Raw genomic sequence first — 18,141 nt, forward strand, 5'->3', positions numbered from 1 at the left:
TATTATATGCGTTGATGTGTTTTTGTTACTGATACTTGTTAGCTTTGTTTAGGGTTACCTCAATTATTTTTGGATTCGTTCTATTTAGTCTGAACTTGTTCAAATTATAAACCAAAACAGCCGTTTTTATGTATTTGATTTTAGTGATTTTTGGCTATAACGCAGATCATGTCATTAAGTATATGTAGAAAGTTGGTTTAAGGATTTGGTGAATGTGTTGATTTGTGAGACGCACTTTTAGTTTACATAATCTAAGATATTACATAAAAAGTATCCAGATGCCTATTACACCTGGATACACTATGTGTGATTTAGTTTTCATGATATGCATCTATTAATTCCTTCGTATATGGATGACGTGCTTCATCAAATAACTGATTAGTTTTGAAGTCATCTACAATTTGACCATTTTGAATCACAATCATACGTTCCACAATTTGGTTTAACATGGCAATATCATGAGAAATAATGATCATCGTTGTACGTTGTTGTTGATGAATTGTTTTTAACTTTTCAATCAGTTTTTGTTCGGCAACTACATCTAAGCTGGAAGTAATTTCATCACAAATTAATACATCTGGTTGCAACATGACGGTTCTAAGCACGTTAAAACGCTGTAATTGTCCCCCACTGACTTGATCTGGATAGTGGGTCAAGAGTTGTTGATCTAAGTCTAATTGTGTCATTAAAGGAAGGACTATTTGATTGAATGACTGTTCGGCATTCGCATAGTACTTTAAAGGTTCTTTCAATGACGTTTCAAGCGTCAATTTAGGATTAAAACTTTGTGTTGCTTGTTGGAAAATCGGCAAGATACGTGGTGTATTAATATCAATAGTGCCTTGGCTTGGAGTTAAATCACCGAGCAAAAGATTCATTAAGGTTGTTTTACCAGAGCCTGATTCCCCGATAATCCCTACTAATTCGCCCTTTTGTATTGTGAGATTGATATTTTTAAGGATAGCTTCTTTATCATATGCAAAACTTAGATGTTTCATTTTAATCATGCGTATCTTCCTTTCGTATTAAGCGGCTTCTTGCGTTTAACAAGTGTTTTGTATAGTCAGAGCCATTGCCTGCTTTAAACTGTGATACAGGGCCATTTTCAATAATCGTTCCATCTTTGATGACATTGATTTCATCTGCATATTGAATCACATGTGTTAAGTTATGTGTGATTAAGAGTAAAGTGGTATTATGTTGTTCAGCTAAGTGCTTAATCAGCTTCATAATCCGTTGGCCATTGAGTACATCGAGTGATGCGACAGGTTCATCCGCAATAATCAAGTCAGGCTCCAACATCAAGACGCTTGCGATATAAAGTCGTTCTAATTGCCCGCCTGACAACATGAAACGATATTTTGACAGGATTTCTTTACTGTCTAAATTGACCCATTCCAATGCACGTTCAATATGGTGAAACGCTTCTTGTTTAGACACAGGATAATGTGAACGATAGATTGCGTTTAATTGTTTACCTAAACGTGTATGATTATTGAAACTATGCGCATAATCTTGAGAGATATAACCAATACGTTTTCCTAATAAAGGTCTAATATCATGGATGGCTTTATTTTCAAAATAAAGGGCGTCATACATAACATTTAATGTTCTTGGGGTTTGGCCAATCAGCGTACTAGCAGTCAAACTTTTGCCAGAACCACTTTCTCCTATTAAGACATTTACTTTACCTTCAATGATGGCGAGATTTAAATCATGTATTAAAGATTGTTGATGATTATCGGTGATATTCAAATCATTCACTTGCATCAATATGTTAGTCATGAATATCCCTTCTTTCTGTAAGGCGATCTCTTAAAGCATCTCCTGCTAAATTAAAGAGTAATATCGTTATAGAAATCAATGTCGCAGGTGCCAATAACATAATTGGATGTTCCGTAAAGAAGTCTCTGCCTGCTGCTAACATAGCACCCCATTCTGGAGAAGGCGGCTGTGCACCTAAGCCTAGGAATGAAAGTGATGAAATATAAAGGATAATTTTACCGATATCCACAATCATCAAGACGATAATTGAAGGTAGGACTTGCGGTAATAAATGTTTAAAGATAATCACGTAACCTGGTACGTGGAAATAGCGCGCAAGTTTAATGTAGTTCTTATTCATTTCAGTATTAACAATGGTGCGTGTAACTCTGGTATAGGTCATCCAATTGATGATAGTTATCGCAATCACTAAATTCCAAATGCTTGGTTTAAAGAAACTCGCAAATGCGATCATCAATACAAAATCAGGAATACCTAAGCCAACATCAATAATTCTCATAATTACTGTATCTACAATACCTTTGCGATAACCTGCGATTAAGCCAAGCGGTACGCCGATGATGACGATTAAGACAATGGTTAATAATGTAATCGCTAAGGTGTAACGCGCCCCGATAATTAAGCGCGCAAATAAGTCTCTGCCATAATCATCTGTCCCAAGCCAATGTTTCATGCTTGGATTTTGTAAGGCATCATTTAAATGCACCGTTAAAGCTTGGTTATTGGTTACTGTAAACTGCAGAAGTACGAGTAAAAGCAGGTAGATAATGAAAACATAGAAGATGCTATTTTGTTTGGTCAGTTTCATCATTGTTTCACTCGCCCTTCTCTTCTGCGCGACCCTAACGATTTGGATTTCAAGTGTTTATATCGTTGTGTCGGATCTAAGAATAAGATAATGATATCAGCAATCGCATTCCCAATTACCACAAAGACACCTATCATTAAGACAGCCCCTTGAACGACGGGATAATCTCTTGAGCTAATGCTTTCAACTAAGAAATAACCAATGCCTGGTATATCAAATAAATTCTCAATGACTACGGTACTGCCAATTAAACCACCAATGGACATACCAATAATAGAAATAACAGGTATCAATGCGGGTTTAAAGATGTCTTTGAATAGAATATAGCTTTCTGACATACCACGTGCGCGTGAAGCTTTAACTTCTCTGATTCGATATAAATCAATTAAAGTCGAACGCATTAAACGAATATGATATGCACTTAATCCGATACTTAAAGCAATAACTGGCAAGATATAACCAGCTGGTGTATCAATACCTGCAGCCGGCAGTAGATTTAATGTTTGTGCTAAGACATAAATCAGCACCATCCCTAAAAAGAATGAAGGAATGGAGACAAATGCTGAAGTCAGAACACGAATCGTACGATCAATCCATGTGTGATAATAAACAGCTGCCAACGTACCAAGTGTTAAAGATAGAATTAAGGTAATCAATAATGTACCCATTGCGATAATGAGTGTTGGCGGTGTAAAGAATAACAATTCATGCAGTACGGGTTCTTGTGTTTGAAGACTTGTTCCGAAATCTAAGCGCAGAATATGTGTAAACCATTCCCACCACTGTACAATGACGGGTTGATTTAATCCTAATTGATTTCTGGTCTGCTCAATCTGGTCATGGGATACATTTGCGACATCCAAATGCAACAATTTATTAACCGGATCTCCAGGCGAAAGTTTCATTAAGATAAATGTAATAGTAGAAAGGACAAATAATACTAAGATCATTTGTCCTATTCTAGAGAGTAACTGTTTAATTATCATTTCTGTTTATCTACCTTTTCGTCAATCAGGTAAATACCTTCTGGTGTCGTTTGTACATTCTCAACCTTTTTATTCATCGCATTGATTTGATCGTTATAAAGAATATAACTATTTGGAACATCTTCTTTTGATGCTTCTAATATTTCATTTGTTAATTGATGGCGTTCATTTTTATCCACGGTATGGTTCAGTGTTTCAATTAATTGTTCAACTTTTGGATTATGATATGCGCCTTTATTGACTGCACCATCTTTTTTATATGCCATGTTGAAGAAGTAACCAGTGTCTCCTCTAGGAATGGTACCAAAACTATACATAGACGCATCCCAATCTTTTTTATTCTTCAAGAAGCCTTCAATATCATCTACATTTTGAATTTTAATTTGAATATGCGCCTGTTTTGCATCAGATTGGATGACTTGTAAGATTTTCGTTAATTCTGGTCTGCCTGAGTATGAAGATACATTCAGTTTTAATGGATGTTTCTCAGAATAGCCGGCTTTTTCCATAAGTGCTTTAGCTTTAGAGATATCTTGTTTTGGGATGGCTTTATCTTTAATAAAGTCTAATTTTGTATTAAATGGACCATTGGCCGGTTGTGCATAATGATCTGCTACTTTATCACTGATTTGTTGGCGATTAATGACAGCGTCTAAGGCCTGACGTACTTCTTTCGTCATTTTAGGACTAGTGTGATTATAAAGTAATAAAGAAGTTCTGAAACCTGAAGTATTTTCTAACTTGGCTTTTTCTGATTTCTTCACACTGTTGATTTTATCGACAGGTACATTTGTTGTAACATCCGTTCTGCCAGATAACACATGGTCTGTACGTGAACTGCCATCTTCATTAAAAGTTACTTTCATTGATTTTAATTGTGGCTTACCATGCCAATAATCTTTATTTTGACTCAAACTGATTTGTTGTGTGCGTTTGAAATCTTTAATCTCATACGGCCCTGTACCTACCGGTGTTTGTTTGATATCAGATTTTGATGTGGTATCGTAAATTGCGGTAAATGGACTCGCAAGTTCAGAAATTAATTCTGGATAAGCCCCTTTGGTTTTAATCGTGACTTTCTGACCTTCAGCGTTAATAGATTCAATAGGTAGTGTTGCTTTTAACAGATCACTTTTTTTCAAGCCTTGTTCTAAACTTTCTTTAACAGCTTTTCCTGTTAATTTATGACCGTTTTGGAATTTAATGCCATCTTTTAAAGTGAAAGTTAAAGTATCATCTGATGGTTGATCGTAAGATTTCACAAGATGTGGTTTAATCTCACCTTTTGAAGTAGTTTTAAATAATGTTTCAGCAGCACCAATGGTAACAGGAACATCTGTATCATACGGTGCGAGTGTTGTTGTTTTTAAAGGAAGCTCAATTTTTAATTGGTCATCTGCTGATGAGGAACCTCCATTATTACTGCAACCCGCAAGTAAGACTGCACCTGCAGCAAGTGATGTAAGTAATCGTTTCATAAAAACATCTCAGATAAGTTGTGTTATGTAGAGTAATACGTCATCTTTTTGAGATGTTGTTCACTTCCTTTCTATCTATCAGGATTATTGTTTAATTATAATACGTAAATTTCTATTTTAAAAGAAGAGTGCGTTGGATTAGAATGCAGAAAAAATAAAACAAGCCTGCTTGGTTTAACAGCCTTGTTTAACATAAAATACTTATTTATTTCGACGGAATCCGTGAATACGAGAACGTCTGCCTTCTTGTTCATGCAGTTCTTTTTGAAGACGTTTCTCTAAACGACGTCGTCTGAAATCTCTTGTGAAATACCATACTAAGAAACTTTCAATCAAACTGATAATAGCCATAAATGCGGCATATCCTAATAAAGGTTGATACTTAATATCGTAAAAGTTGGGAAGGAAGAATGCCAGTACGCCAAGTACTACAAATGTTAATACGGCAGGTGCTACCCACTTGCTTAATGCGAGTCCGAAAAAGGCAGTTACGATGAGTACTGCTACAATCGTAATCCATAAATAATTCGGCATATCAAAAATCGTCATATACTTACTCCTCTCATTTCTATGAGAAATTAATCGTTTGCTTTATATCTATTGTACAGGAAAACGAATGAAACATGAAACAAATCATAACTTGTGCAAGATGCTTTCACATAAAGCTTGATGTATAATTTACTCATAAGAATAATTAATAAGATTGCAGGAGGAATTCTATATGAGTCAAGGATTACCGTTAAGAAAAGATATTCCTGAGCAAGAAAAATGGGACTTATCGGATTTATTTAAAAATGATGAAGCGTTCTATGAAACATTAGAACAAGTGCTAAGTGATGCACAAACGTTCAATCAAACGTATGAAAGTCACTTAGATTCTGTGGAACAAGTGAAAGCAGCGTTACCGCAATTTGCAGATTTATTAGTTCAAATTGATCGTTTAGGTAACTATGCAGAAATGTATTATAGTGTAGATACAACAGACTCTAAACGCCAAAAAGTGAGTTCAAAACTAAGTACTTCATACGGAAAAATTGCGAGTCAACTTGCTTTTGTTGAGTCAGAAATTCTTGCATTATCGGATGCACAAATTGATGAGTTAATTGCTCAAACACCTTATCCGCACTATTTAAAACGACTTAAACATCGTAAGCCGCATCAACTGTCATTTGAAGTTGAAAAAACATTGGCTGCATTATCACCAACTTTCAGTGCAGCTTATGATATGTATGGTATTACGAAAATGCTGGATATTCATTTTGAACCATTCGAAGTCAATGGCAAAACGTACCCATTAGACTACCCTACTTTTGAAAATGAATATGAAGATAGTCCAGATACAGACTTTAGACGTAAAAGCTTTAAACATTTTAGTGATGCATTACGCCAATATCAACATACAACAGCTGCGATTTATAATACACATGTGCAACAAGAGAAAATTGAAGCGGATTTAAGAGGCTATGATTCAGTGATTGATTACTTATTAGAAGAACAAGAAGTCACTAGAGAAATGTATGATCGTCAAATTGATGTCATTATGAGTGAATTAGCACCTGTGATGCAACGTTATGCGAAATTACTCCAAAAAGTACATGGTTTAGACCATATGAAGTTTGAAGATTTAAAAGTATCAATTGACCCTTCATATGATCCAGAAATTTCTATTGAAGACTCTAAAAACTATATTTATAATGCTTTAGGTATTTTAGGTGACGACTATTTAAAAATGGTTCAAACAGCCTATGAAGATCGTTGGATTGACTTTGCACAAAATAAAGGCAAAGAAACAGGCGCTTATTGTGCAAGCCCTTATGCTTCTCATAGTTATGTCTTTATCTCATGGACAGGAAAAATGAACGAAGCCTTTGTTTTAGCACATGAATTAGGTCATGCAGGTCATTTCAACCTTGCGCAAAGTCATCAAAACTTCTTAGAATCAGAAGCATCAATGTACTTTGTTGAAGCACCATCTACAACTAATGAAATGTTAATGTCTAATTACCTCTTTGAAAGTAGCGACGACCCTAAATTCAAACGTTGGGTAATCGGTTCTATTATTTCAAGAACATACTATCACAATATGGTAACGCATTTATTAGAAGCAACTTATCAAAGAGAAGTTTATCGCTTAGTAGATGCAGGAGAAACATTAACTGCGTCTACGCTAAATGAAATTACACGCAAAGTTTATCAAGACTTCTTTGGTGATGCCGTTGAAATTTCTGAAGGTGCTGAGTTAACTTGGATGCGTCAACCGCACTATTATATGGGACTTTATTCTTATACGTATTCAGCTGGCTTAACTATTGGTACAGTGATGTCTCAACGTATTAAAAATGAAGGTCAACCTGCAGTAGAAGATTGGTTGAATACACTAAAAGCAGGCGGCAGTTTATCACCTGTAGCGTTAGCAAAAACAGCTGGCATTGATATAACAACAGATGCCCCACTTCGAGAAACTATCAGTTACATCAGCAGTCTTGTAGATGAATTAGAAACATTAACTGAAGAAATCAATCAGTAATAAATACTTAATCTACTTTCTGTTGAATAACAAAATAAGGGAGCGTGCTCACATTGAGTACGCTCCCTTATTCTTTCATATTTCTAAATCATTGATTCGTAAGTTTCGCCTGTAATATAGTAGTAAATATTTTCAGCGATATTAGCGATATGGTCGCCCATTCTTTCTAAGTGTCTTGCGGCTAAGTGGGCTTGCCCTGCCACAAATGGATCATTATCGATTAAATAAGTTGTATTCACGATGTCTTTATATAAGTCATCAATATCTTTATCTCTTTCGATAATTTCAAGGATTAAAGTAACATCCTTGTTTTTAAATGCTGTATCTAAATCTTTCAGCATGAGTAATCCTAAATCACCCATTGTTTTTAAACGCGTTAAAATGTAATGGTCTGTGATTTTCACGCGTTTACGTATTTTAGCAATACTTGCAGCATTATCACCAATGCGTTCAAACTCAGAAGCGATTTTTAATGCGGCAATCATCATACGTAAATCTGTAGCGATAGGTTGTTGTTTTGTAATTAACATTACAACTTTTTCATTGATTTCATCTTCTAATTGGTTAATATCCAAATCACCTTTAATGATTTGACGAGCAAAGTTACGATCCTCTTTGTTTAAAGATTGAACGGCTTTGTCGATACTGTAATAGACTTTGATACCCAGCGTACGTAAATCGCTGATTAAGTCTTTAAGCTGCTCTTCGTAATGTTGACGAATAACAGTCATTAACCGAAACGTCCTGAGATGTAATCTTCTGTTTGTTTGTCAGAAGGATTAGAGAAGAGCTTATCAGTATCATCGTACTCGTTTACGTAACCATTTAAGAAGAATGCTGTTTTGTCTGAAATACGTGCTGCCTGTTGCATGTTATGCGTTACCATGATGATAGAATATTTTTGTTTCAATTCTTGAACTAATTCTTCAACTTTTAATGTTGAGATTGGGTCAAGTGCTGATGTTGGTTCATCCATTAGGATAACATCAGGTTCGATTGCTAAACATCTAGCGATACATACACGTTGTTGTTGTCCACCTGATAAACCATATGCGTTTTGGTTTAATCTGTCTTTTAATTCATCCCAGATTGCTGCGCCACGTAATGATTTTTCAACGATTTCATCTAAGACTTTTTTGTCTTTGATACCGTGAATTTTTGGACCGTAAGTGATGTTGTCATAAATTGATTTAGGGAATGGGTTTGGTTGTTGGAAAACCATTCCTACATTTGTACGTAATTTTTCAACAGATTGTTTGTTGCTGAAAATGTCATTGCCGCGGTAAAGGATTTTACCTGCAGTTTTAACACTTGGTACAAGTTCTACCATTCTGTTTAATGTTTTGATGTACGTTGATTTACCGCAACCAGATGGTCCGATAATCGCTGTTACATTGTTTTCTAAAATATCAAGGTTGATATTTTTTAATGCGTGGTTTTCGCCGTACCATAAGTCTAAATTTTGAGTTGAGTAAACAATTTCTTTGTTTGCAGCTGTTTCAATTTTAGACGATTCATGTGTTTGTGATTCTACTTTAATAGTACGTTCTGACGCGTGGTGTTGTAACTCTTCATTTAACTTCGCCTTGTCTTGTCCTTGTTTTCTGTCTTGAACTTTTTCCATTCTGTCAAAACTCCTTTGATCAAATATTATTCGTGAGCTTCAATTTATCAATTAGTATTTTTTACTGAATTTGTTTCTTAAGAAAATTGCTAATCCGTTCATCGCTAGTAACAATACAAGTAATACGATGATACCTGCTGAAGCGACGTGTTGGAATGCTTCCTGTGGCATTTTTGCCCAGTTGTAAATTTGAATCGGCATTGCTTGGAACATATCGAAAATGTTAGTTGGCAAGCGTAATAAGATTGTTGGAATACCGATTAAGATTAATGGTGCTGTTTCACCTAATGCACGTGATAAAGATAAGATAAATCCTGTTAAGATACCAGGTAATGCTGCTGGTAAAACAATTTTGTAGATTGTTTGCCATTTGTTGCCGCCTAAGCCATAACTTGCTTCTCGTACTGATTTAGGTACTGCACGAATTGCCTCTTGGCTTGAAACGATGATAACTGGAAGAATCAGTAACGACATCGTTAAGGCTGCTGCAATGATTGATTTACCTAGTGATAATGATTCAATGCCCATACCACGAACGAAAATTGTAAGACCTAATAAACCGAATACGACTGAAGGTACACCTGCTAAGTTTGAAATACTGATTTTAACGAAGCTAGTGAACGCATTATCTTTTGCGTATTCTTCTAGATAGATCGCTGTACCTACACCCAAAATAATTGAGATAGGAATGATTGTAATCATTAACCATAACGTTCCGACTAAAGCACCTTTAATCCCTGCCATAGATGGCATAGAAGATGAGAAGTTTGTAAAGAACGATGGTTTTAAATAAGGAATCCCTTTTACTAATGTATCGATTAATAATGCTGCTAAAACAATTAGACCGATTAATGTACATGCAAAGAATGCCCATTTAAGTACTTTGTTTTTAGTTAAACGAGACGATAATTTCTTTTCAACTTGTTGTTGGTTAACAAGTGCTCTGCTGCCGCCGTTTTGATTTGTAGTCGTTGTAGTCGCCATCTTAATACTCCTCTCTGAAACGTTTTGCAATCCATTGAGAGATTAAATTCATTACAAGTGTGAAAATGAAAAGAGTAAACCCTACAGCGTAGATACTGTAGTACGTATCAGAACCGAATGTAGCATCACCTGTTGCAACTTGTACGATATAACCTGTCATTGTTTGAATTGAGCCAGTTAAATTAAATGATGAATCTGGTGTACTACCTGCCGCTAAAGATACGATCATTGTTTCACCGATAGCTCTTGAGATTGCTAAAACAATTGAAGCGACAATCCCTGAAATGGCTGCTGGTAAAACAACTTTTGTTGCAACTTCGAATTTAGTTGCGCCGAGGCCTAATGCACCTTCGCGAATTTTGTTCGGTACAGATGCCATTGCATCCTCACTTAAACTAGTGATTAAAGGGATAATCATAACCCCTACCACTAAACCTGGTGAAATTGAGTTGAAGCTTCCTAATTCTGGGAAGATACTACGTAACATTGGCGTTACGAAAGTTAAAGCGAAGAAACCAAACACAATTGTTGGGATCCCTGCTAAAATTTCAAGCACAGGTTTGATAATTTTACGCATTCTGTCTGATGCATATTCACTCAAGTAAATCGCTGCGCCTAAACCAATAGGTACTGCAAAGAGTGTTGCAATGATTGTGACTTTCAACGTACCAAATATTAATGCCCAAATCCCATATTTCGGGGTGCTAGAGAATGGATTCCACTCTCTTGTAAACAAGAATTCTGTAATTGATACTCGTGTGAAGAATGTAATAGTTTCTGTTAATAGAGTAAATAAGATACCGAGTGTTGTTAGGATCGATATCACTGCGATAACCGCTAAAACAATAGGAACAAGTTTATCACTGATACCTTTTTTGTTTCTTTGGTTATGAGCAATCATTTCTCTAACATTGTGTTGAGATTTCATAATTCCCTTCTTCCTTCCCTTGGAAAAATAATAAGTGTTAAACGATTTGATTGTGTCATATTGTCTTAAAACAAGCACACCCGAGACACAGCTCGGGTGGACAAGTGCTTATGAGATGCGAAACTAAGTTGAAAGTTTCGCTGCTAATGGAAGTTTAACTTGAGTATTGCTGTGATTATTTAGTTGCGTCTTCTAATTTTTTAAGTTGGTCTTTGTAGTCTTTTTCAGGTAATGCTACATAGCCAGCTTTTTCTGCTGATTTACCTTGATCTTCTAAGACAAATTTGATGAATGTGTTAAGACCTTTGTTGTCTTTAAGTTTTTTGTCGTTAGTGTATACGAATAAGTCACGGCTTAATGCGTAAGATCCATCTTGGATAGATTTTTTAGTTGGTTCTACAGCTTTACCGTCTTTACCTTTGATTTTAACTTCTTTTAATGAATCTTTATTTTGTTCGTAGAAGTTGTAACCGAAGTAACCTACACCGTTTTTGTTGTTTTTAACTGATTGTACGATAACGTTTGTATCAGCGTTTTTCTCAGCTTTGATATCTTCTTTGTTCATAACTTCTTCACTGAAGAAATCATAAGTACCATGTGATTGGTCAGGTGAGAATGCTTTGATTTCTTTAGCTGGGAATTTAGGGTTAACATCTTTCCAAGTTTTAGCTTGGCCAGAGTAGATTTTTTTCAACTCATCAATTGTTAATTCTTTAACGAAATCGTTGTCTTTGTTAACTGCGATTGTTACGCCGTCTTTAGCAATTTTCCATTCAGAATATTTGATGCCTTTTTCTTCCAATTTCTTTTTCTCTTCATCTTTGATTGGACGAGAAGCGTTTGAGAAGTCAGTTTCGTTATTGATGAATTTTTCAAAACCGCCACCTGTACCAGAAGTACCAGATGAAACCGTAACGTTCGGATATTTTTGAGCAAATTTCTCATTTAAAATTTCAATAATTGGTCCTACAGTTGAAGAACCGTCACCTTTAACTTCGCCTTTGACGTCTTTATCCTTGCTATCTCCGCTGTCGCTATTTCCACCGCCACTGTTACCACATGCGCCTAATAATAATGAAGCTCCAATTACTGTAGTTCCTAAAACTTGCCATTTTTTCATGATAAGAAATCCTCCTAAAATAAACATTTGAGCGTTAAGATTTTTTTGTTTGCTCAAGCTGTATGTAATTACTTTCAACACCTATATTACAGACGGATTGTTAATTACAAATAGAGGAATTGTAAATATACGGTGAACGAGAAATCAGATTAAATTTACAATCTTTACAAAGTTTACAATTAATCTGTAAACCGCATGAAATCAAGGTTTTAATATTGCGTTAATATTACCTTCATAATTGCTCAATGGAAAATTGATAGAAAATTTCTGTAAAAAAATTAGAAAAAATGAGAAATAAGTTGCGAGGCTTTGATTTTAGAAGTAAAAAACGTACTTTTAACGTCTTATTTTACAGTAAGGTTACAAAAAGATAGAAAAAACTAGGATGGATACCACCCTAGTTTCAATAGATTTCATATTATGATTGGTTTTCTGATTCAGCAATCGCTTCCCCTTTTTTGGTTAAGCTGATTTTACCTGTTTTAATATCAATGATTTTCTTCTTATAAAGATGACCAATAGCACGTTTAAAAGATCCTTTACTCATATTGAATACTTCTTTGATTGCTTCTGGGCTTGATTTATCCCAAAACGGCAGTTCACCGTCATATTCAACAAGTAGATCGAAAATCACTTGTCCGTCATCATCTAAACGTTCATGTGCTAATGGTAAGAAAGATCCATTTAATTCGCCCTTATCGTTATGGCCAATAATTCTTACATTAACAGCTTCACCTAATCTAGGTTCAGACTTTCTTTCGCTTTCATGTACAAAGATTTTATATCCATCTTTAGCAAGCAAGAAACTTCCTATCTTTAATACACGGTATGCGCGTGCTTCGATAATATGATTTTGAAGTGAATCATCGTGTACAGGTGTGTACATTTGACTTACAATCGTTTCTGAAGCTAAACGTGCAAACATTTGTTTTTCGCTGTCGATTCTTAATGTTGCAAGCACTTGGTCACCATTTTGCGGCCATAAGGATTTAACTTTTGGGAGGTCTTCCCATGGGATTAATACTTCACGTGGTAATCCTGCATCAACTTTTGCACCATCGCGGTCTGTTTTTAATACTTTGACATAGTCATATTTGGTTGTTGTGATATCTGGCATGTTTTGTGTCGCAAATAATTCGCCAGATCGGTTTGGATAAATGAAGAAACTATATTCTTCCCCTACTTCTAGGTCATCTTCTTCATTAACTTCTGATTGATTGAGTTTCACTTCTTCGCCATTTGGGCCTTCTAATTGGTATGTTGAACCGTTCAAACCGGCTACTTTGAGAAATTCAATTGTACCGATAATATCGTTATCTTTTAAAGCCATAATAACTCCTTCCACTTTCTGTATTAGGCATATTATAACATGGTTCACAATTTCAAAGACAGAACTTCTACTGATTCTTTCTATAATATAGGCGATTTACATTAGTTTAACCGCATTATGTCGAAAGAAGTGCTTTCATGTGGTATAATTCATGCGTTAGAAATATCAATTAATGGAGGAAATTCATGTTACAAGTTACTGATGTAAGTTTGCGATTTGGCGATCGTAAATTGTTTGAAGATGTAAATATCAAATTTACAGAAGGTAATTGCTATGGTTTGATTGGCGCAAACGGTGCAGGTAAATCTACTTTCTTAAAAATACTTTCTGGTGAATTAGATTCACAAACAGGCCATGTTTCAATGGGTAAAAACGAAAGACTTGCGATTTTAAAACAAGATCACTTCGCTTATGAGGATGAACGTGTCTTAGATGTTGTGATTCAAGGACACGAACGCTTATTTGAAGTGATGAAAGAGAAAGACGAAATTTATATGAAACCTGACTTCAGCGATGAAGATGGTATTCGTGCTGCTGAATTAGAAGGCGAATTTGCTGAAATGAATGGTTGGAATGCTGAAGCAGATGCTGCAACATTATTATCAGGCTTAGGCATCCCTGCTGATTTGCATGATAAAAAGATGTCTGAATTAGAAAACAACCAAAAAGTTAAAGTATTATTAGCACAAAGTTTATTTGGTGAACCTGATGTACTTTTACTCGATGAGCCTACCAACGGTTTGGATATCCCAGCAATTAGTTGGTTAGAAGATTTCTTAATCAACTTTGAGAATACAGTTATTGTTGTTTCCCATGACCGTCACTTCTTAAATAATGTATGTACACATATCGCTGATTTAGACTTCGGTAAAATCAAAGTATATGTCGGAAACTATGATTTCTGGTATCAATCAAGTCAACTTGCTCAAAAAATGGCGCAAGAACAAAACAAGAAAAAAGAAGAAAAAATCAAAGAATTACAAGACTTCATTGCTCGCTTCTCTGCCAATGCTTCTAAATCTAAACAAGCAACAAGTCGTAAGAAACAATTGGAAAAAATCGAGTTAGATGATATTCAACCATCATCAAGACGCTATCCATTTGTTAAATTCACACCAGAGCGTGAAATCGGTAATGACTTATTATTCGTAGAGAACGTATCAAAAACAATTGATGGTGAAAAAGTTTTAGACAACATTTCATTCACAATGTTCCCTAATGATAAAGCAGTACTTGTTGGGGATAGTGAAATTGCGAAAACAACATTACTTAAAATATTAGCAGGTGAAATGGAACCAGATGAAGGATCAGTTAAATGGGGTGTAACAACATCACGTACGTACTTCCCTAAAGACAACTCAGAATTCTTTGATGGTGTGAACTTAACGTTAGTCGACTGGTTAAGACAATATGCACCTGAAGATGAACAAACTGAAACTTTCTTACGTGGTTTCTTAGGCCGTATGTTATTCAGCGGTGAAGAAGTTAAGAAGAAAGCAAGTGTACTATCAGGTGGAGAGAAAGTACGTTGTATGTTAAGTAAGATGATGCTTTCAAGTGCGAACGTTCTATTAATGGATGAACCAACTAACCACTTAGACTTAGAAAGTATCACTGCAGTCAATGATGGTCTGAAATCATTTAAAGGTTCAATCATCTTTACATCACATGACTTTGAATTTATCAATACCATCGCAAATCGTGTGATTGACTTAAATCCGCAAGGTGCCCTTTCTAAAGAAATCAGTTACGAAGAGTACCTAAAAGAAACTGGCGTTTTAAGCTAGATCCTTTCAGAGATTAGGAATTAACTCCTAATCTCTTTTTTTATGTTTAACCCCCATTGCTTGGTCTATATAGAGTATATAGCTAAAAAATTGATAATAGACGATGAAAAAAACAATGTATAAATTACACTTAATTAGTAAATGATTTCGGAATTTAGGCTTTTTTCAGTAAATTTCCAAAAATCATATATTTCTGGTTTACATCTCAATGGTAACTATGTATAATGTGATACATACTAATTAATTGAATAGTTTTTTGATGAGGCGCATCAATCATCAGTACTTGCCACGCCTACTGTCTGTCGCAGTTGGTAAGGAAAGGGTGAGATGCCGAAATAATCATAAATGCAGAGTTATGATTGTTGGACTTTCAGGTTAAGAGCTAAGGGTCTGTCATTATTATCAAATAATGGAGTGCATCACTTGTATATAAATCTACGAGCAAGTTCGCATTCCGGACTTGCTTTTTTTATATATGTGATTCTCCCCTACTATCGAGGAGGATATGTTAAGAAATGAAAAGAAGTGTTTTAAAATTCGGCGGTTCGTCTGTCAGTGATTTTACGAAAATTAGAAATATTGCTGAAATGCTGAAAAATAGAATAGAAAATGACGAACAACTTATTGTCGTGGTCAGTGCAATGGGAAAAACAACTGACCAATTAATGGAAAATGTAGCTGCGCTGACCAGTGAACCAAAACAACAAGAGCTTGCGCTCTTACTAACGACTGGTGAACAGCAAACCGTTTCCTACTTGTCTATGGTGCTCAATGATATTGGGGTTCAAGCAAGAGCCATGACAGGATATCAAGCCGGAATTAAAACAGTCGGACATCATCTCAAAAGCAGGATTGCAGAAATTAATCCTGATACTTTTGATAAAGCATTTGAAACGCATGATGTACTTGTTGTAGCCGGGTTCCAAGGTATAAATGATGAACTTGAATTGACCACGCTCGGTCGTGGCGGTTCTGATACGACTGCCGTTGCTTTAGCAGCAGCCAACCAAACACCATGTGAAATTTATACAGACGTTGATGGTGTGTATGCGACTGACCCTCGTGTCTACAAAGATGCTAAACGTTTAAGTGTCGTTTCTTATGAAGAAATGATGGAAATGAGTGCACTTGGAGCAGGCGTATTGGAAACACGCAGTGTAGAACTCGCGAACAACTATAACATTCCATTGTATTTAGGAAGAACTTTATCAAATGTGGAGGGAACGTGGATTATGTCACAAACAGAAATATTAGAGAAAAAAGCAGTTACAGGTGTAGCGTTAGACCGCAAAATGATGCATGTCACAATCAGCTATCCCCTATCTGATAATCAACTCTTAACAGATTTATTTACATTACTTGAAGAAGGCCAAGTCAATGTTGATATGATTTCACAAATTGTCAATATTGAAGGCTTACAACTCTCATTTACAATTAAAGATACAGATTTGACGCAGATCAAAGGTATTTTTAATAAATTGTCAGAAGATTATCAAGCTTTAGATTATAATTTAAATGATGCCTACGCCAAGATTTCTCTCATCGGCTCAGGTATGAGAGATATGTCAGGTGTCGCATCAAAAGCTTTCATCAGTTTAATTAATGCAGGTATACCGTTCTATCAAACTACGACATCTGAAATTAGTATTTCTTATGTCATAGATGAGGATAACGGTGAACGTGCAGTCAAAGAACTTTACGAAACATTTGATATTTAAAAGTTTGAAAGCAGCAAGAATCAGAAACTCAAGAAAGCAGCAACTTTCTTAAATAATAATATGGAGTGAATTGAATATGACAAAATTAGCTATCGCAGGTGCAACAGGTTTAGTAGGAAGTAAAATGTTAGAAACAGTTGATCGTAAGAATATTCCATTTGATGAGCTTGTATTATTTTCTTCAGCAAGATCAGCAGGAAAAGAAATCGAGTTTCAAGGTAAAACATACACAGTTCAAGAATTAACAGAAGAAGCTGCAAGCGAACATTTTGATTATGTATTAATGAGTGCTGGTGGTGCTACAAGTGAACACTTCTCCCCTATTTTTGAAAAAGCAGGTGCTATTGTAATTGACAACTCAAGTCAATGGAGAATGCATGAGGATATCGATTTAGTCGTTCCAGAAGTTAACGAACCTAAATTTACAAGAGGTATTATCGCAAATCCTAACTGTTCAACGATCCAATCTGTAGTCCCATTAAAACCATTACAAGATAAATACGGTTTAAAACGTGTTGCTTATACAACATATCAAGCAGTATCAGGTTCAGGTTATGCGGGTCGTGCAGACTTATTAAACGGAGAAAAAGGAGAAGCCCCTAAAACTTATCCGCATCCAATCTATAACAACGTCTTACCTCACATTGATGTGTTCTTAGAAAATGGTTATACAAAAGAAGAACAAAAAATGATTGATGAAACACGTAAAATCTTAAACTTGCCAGACTTAAAAGTAACAGCAACTTGTGTACGTGTACCCGTACAAGACAGTCACAGTGTTGAAATGGATGTTACTTTAGATAAACCGGCAACAGTTAAAGAAATTCAAGAATTATTTGAAAATGATGACCGTGTTGTTTTGGTTGATAATCCTGAAAACAATGAATATCCATTAGCGGTTAATTCTACTGGTAAAGATGAAGTCTTTGTCGGTCGTATTCGTAAAGATGATTCATTAGATAATACATTCCATATTTGGGTAACTTCAGATAACTTACTTAAAGGTGCAGCATTGAATACAGTCCAAATTTTAGAACAAGTTTTATCAATGAAAGGAGTTTCTTAA

Annotated in this window: 16 protein-coding genes and 1 riboswitch; of the genes, 4 read left to right on the forward strand and 12 right to left on the reverse strand. The window is 35.4% G+C overall.

The window, feature by feature from the left end; genetic code table 11:
• Positions 1-311 precede the first annotated feature (311 nt).
• The 6 genes from ACFCT9_RS02570 to ACFCT9_RS02595 all read right to left on the reverse strand — a co-directional run bounded on the left by ACFCT9_RS02570 (position 312) and on the right by ACFCT9_RS02595 (position 5,606).
• Positions 312-1,007 carry an ABC transporter ATP-binding protein gene (locus ACFCT9_RS02570; protein WP_412520586.1) on the reverse strand — a complete coding sequence of 232 codons (696 nt, stop codon included), beginning with the start codon at positions 1,005-1,007 and terminating at the stop codon, positions 312-314.
• A complete protein-coding gene (locus ACFCT9_RS02575) occupies positions 1,000-1,785 on the reverse strand; it encodes an ATP-binding cassette domain-containing protein (RefSeq protein WP_412520587.1) in 786 nt (261 codons plus the stop codon). The genes ACFCT9_RS02570 and ACFCT9_RS02575 overlap by 8 nt, the downstream gene beginning before the upstream one ends.
• On the reverse strand, positions 1,778-2,596 hold the full coding sequence (gene nikC, locus ACFCT9_RS02580) for a nickel transporter permease (RefSeq protein WP_412520589.1): 819 nt from the start codon (positions 2,594-2,596) through the stop codon (positions 1,778-1,780). Before nikC ends, ACFCT9_RS02575 begins: the two co-directional genes overlap by 8 nt.
• Positions 2,593-3,576, reverse strand: coding sequence for a nickel ABC transporter permease (gene nikB, locus ACFCT9_RS02585; protein WP_412521607.1), 984 nt, complete (start codon positions 3,574-3,576; stop codon positions 2,593-2,595). The genes nikC and nikB overlap by 4 nt, the downstream gene beginning before the upstream one ends.
• Positions 3,576-5,057 (reverse strand): nickel ABC transporter substrate-binding protein, encoded by a 1,482-nt coding sequence (nikA, locus tag ACFCT9_RS02590; protein ID WP_412520591.1) that lies wholly within the window; start codon positions 5,055-5,057, stop codon positions 3,576-3,578. Before nikA ends, nikB begins: the two co-directional genes overlap by 1 nt.
• 201 nt (positions 5,058-5,258) lie before the next feature.
• Positions 5,259-5,606, reverse strand: a complete 348-nt coding sequence (locus ACFCT9_RS02595; protein WP_412520593.1) for a hypothetical protein — start codon at positions 5,604-5,606, stop codon at positions 5,259-5,261.
• A gap of 172 nt (positions 5,607-5,778) precedes the next feature.
• Here ACFCT9_RS02595 and pepF point away from each other — a divergent pair, with 172 nt between their 5' ends.
• The gene (pepF, locus tag ACFCT9_RS02600; protein ID WP_412520594.1) at positions 5,779-7,584 is read left to right on the forward strand and encodes an oligoendopeptidase F; all 1,806 of its coding nucleotides are present in this window, start codon (positions 5,779-5,781) and stop codon (positions 7,582-7,584) included.
• A gap of 83 nt (positions 7,585-7,667) precedes the next feature.
• Here the strand turns inward: pepF and phoU are convergent, their stop codons facing one another.
• The 6 genes from phoU to cvfB form a co-directional block, all read right to left on the reverse strand.
• On the reverse strand, positions 7,668-8,315 hold the full coding sequence (gene phoU, locus ACFCT9_RS02605; RefSeq protein WP_412520596.1) for a phosphate signaling complex protein PhoU: 648 nt from the start codon (positions 8,313-8,315) through the stop codon (positions 7,668-7,670).
• Complete coding sequence (gene pstB, locus ACFCT9_RS02610) at positions 8,315-9,208, reverse strand: phosphate ABC transporter ATP-binding protein PstB (protein ID WP_412520598.1); 894 nt, start codon at positions 9,206-9,208, stop codon at positions 8,315-8,317. Before pstB ends, phoU begins: the two co-directional genes overlap by 1 nt.
• A gap of 51 nt (positions 9,209-9,259) precedes the next feature.
• The gene (gene pstA / locus ACFCT9_RS02615; RefSeq protein ID WP_412520600.1) at positions 9,260-10,192 is read right to left on the reverse strand and encodes a phosphate ABC transporter permease PstA; all 933 of its coding nucleotides are present in this window, start codon (positions 10,190-10,192) and stop codon (positions 9,260-9,262) included.
• Position 10,193: 1 nt separating this feature from the next.
• Positions 10,194-11,120 carry a phosphate ABC transporter permease subunit PstC gene (gene pstC, locus ACFCT9_RS02620; protein ID WP_412520601.1) on the reverse strand — a complete coding sequence of 309 codons (927 nt, stop codon included), beginning with the start codon at positions 11,118-11,120 and terminating at the stop codon, positions 10,194-10,196.
• A gap of 175 nt (positions 11,121-11,295) precedes the next feature.
• Entirely contained in the window at positions 11,296-12,240 is a 945-nt protein-coding gene (locus ACFCT9_RS02625; RefSeq protein WP_412520603.1) for a phosphate ABC transporter substrate-binding protein PstS family protein, read from the reverse strand.
• A gap of 418 nt (positions 12,241-12,658) precedes the next feature.
• On the reverse strand, positions 12,659-13,570 hold the full coding sequence (gene cvfB, locus ACFCT9_RS02630; RefSeq protein WP_412520605.1) for an RNA-binding virulence regulatory protein CvfB: 912 nt from the start codon (positions 13,568-13,570) through the stop codon (positions 12,659-12,661).
• A 185-nt stretch (positions 13,571-13,755) separates the two neighbouring features.
• Here cvfB and ACFCT9_RS02635 point away from each other — a divergent pair, with 185 nt between their 5' ends.
• From ACFCT9_RS02635 to ACFCT9_RS02645, 3 genes are all read left to right on the forward strand, one after another.
• Positions 13,756-15,357, forward strand: a complete 1,602-nt coding sequence (locus ACFCT9_RS02635; RefSeq protein ID WP_412520607.1) for an ABC-F family ATP-binding cassette domain-containing protein — start codon at positions 13,756-13,758, stop codon at positions 15,355-15,357.
• A gap of 251 nt (positions 15,358-15,608) precedes the next feature.
• Positions 15,609-15,785: riboswitch (Lysine riboswitch) on the forward strand.
• Between the two features lie 87 nt (positions 15,786-15,872).
• The gene (locus ACFCT9_RS02640; protein ID WP_412520609.1) at positions 15,873-17,075 is read left to right on the forward strand and encodes an aspartate kinase; all 1,203 of its coding nucleotides are present in this window, start codon (positions 15,873-15,875) and stop codon (positions 17,073-17,075) included.
• Between the two features lie 76 nt (positions 17,076-17,151).
• Positions 17,152-18,141, forward strand: coding sequence for an aspartate-semialdehyde dehydrogenase (locus tag ACFCT9_RS02645; protein ID WP_412520611.1), 990 nt, complete (start codon positions 17,152-17,154; stop codon positions 18,139-18,141).

Source organism: Staphylococcus simulans (assembly GCF_047037175.1).
GTDB classification, from domain to species: domain Bacteria; phylum Bacillota; class Bacilli; order Staphylococcales; family Staphylococcaceae; genus Staphylococcus; species Staphylococcus simulans_C.

Excerpts from the sequence above, each read along its gene's own strand:
- ACFCT9_RS02570 (WP_412520586.1), bottom strand. The coding sequence starts at position 1,007 with ATGATTAAAATGAAACATCTAAGTTTTGCATATGATAAAGAAGCTATC.
- ACFCT9_RS02575 (WP_412520587.1), bottom strand. The coding sequence starts at position 1,785 with ATGACTAACATATTGATGCAAGTGAATGATTTGAATATCACCGATAAT.
- nikC (WP_412520589.1), bottom strand. The coding sequence starts at position 2,596 with ATGATGAAACTGACCAAACAAAATAGCATCTTCTATGTTTTCATTATC.
- nikA (WP_412520591.1), bottom strand. The coding sequence starts at position 5,057 with ATGAAACGATTACTTACATCACTTGCTGCAGGTGCAGTCTTACTTGCG.
- ACFCT9_RS02595 (WP_412520593.1), bottom strand. The coding sequence starts at position 5,606 with ATGACGATTTTTGATATGCCGAATTATTTATGGATTACGATTGTAGCA.
- pepF (WP_412520594.1), top strand. The coding sequence starts at position 5,779 with ATGAGTCAAGGATTACCGTTAAGAAAAGATATTCCTGAGCAAGAAAAA.
- phoU (WP_412520596.1), bottom strand. The coding sequence starts at position 8,315 with ATGACTGTTATTCGTCAACATTACGAAGAGCAGCTTAAAGACTTAATC.
- pstB (WP_412520598.1), bottom strand. The coding sequence starts at position 9,208 with ATGGAAAAAGTTCAAGACAGAAAACAAGGACAAGACAAGGCGAAGTTA.
- pstA (WP_412520600.1), bottom strand. The coding sequence starts at position 10,192 with ATGGCGACTACAACGACTACAAATCAAAACGGCGGCAGCAGAGCACTT.
- pstC (WP_412520601.1), bottom strand. The coding sequence starts at position 11,120 with ATGAAATCTCAACACAATGTTAGAGAAATGATTGCTCATAACCAAAGA.
- ACFCT9_RS02625 (WP_412520603.1), bottom strand. The coding sequence starts at position 12,240 with ATGAAAAAATGGCAAGTTTTAGGAACTACAGTAATTGGAGCTTCATTA.
- cvfB (WP_412520605.1), bottom strand. The coding sequence starts at position 13,570 with ATGGCTTTAAAAGATAACGATATTATCGGTACAATTGAATTTCTCAAA.
- ACFCT9_RS02635 (WP_412520607.1), top strand. The coding sequence starts at position 13,756 with ATGTTACAAGTTACTGATGTAAGTTTGCGATTTGGCGATCGTAAATTG.
- ACFCT9_RS02640 (WP_412520609.1), top strand. The coding sequence starts at position 15,873 with ATGAAAAGAAGTGTTTTAAAATTCGGCGGTTCGTCTGTCAGTGATTTT.
- ACFCT9_RS02645 (WP_412520611.1), top strand. The coding sequence starts at position 17,152 with ATGACAAAATTAGCTATCGCAGGTGCAACAGGTTTAGTAGGAAGTAAA.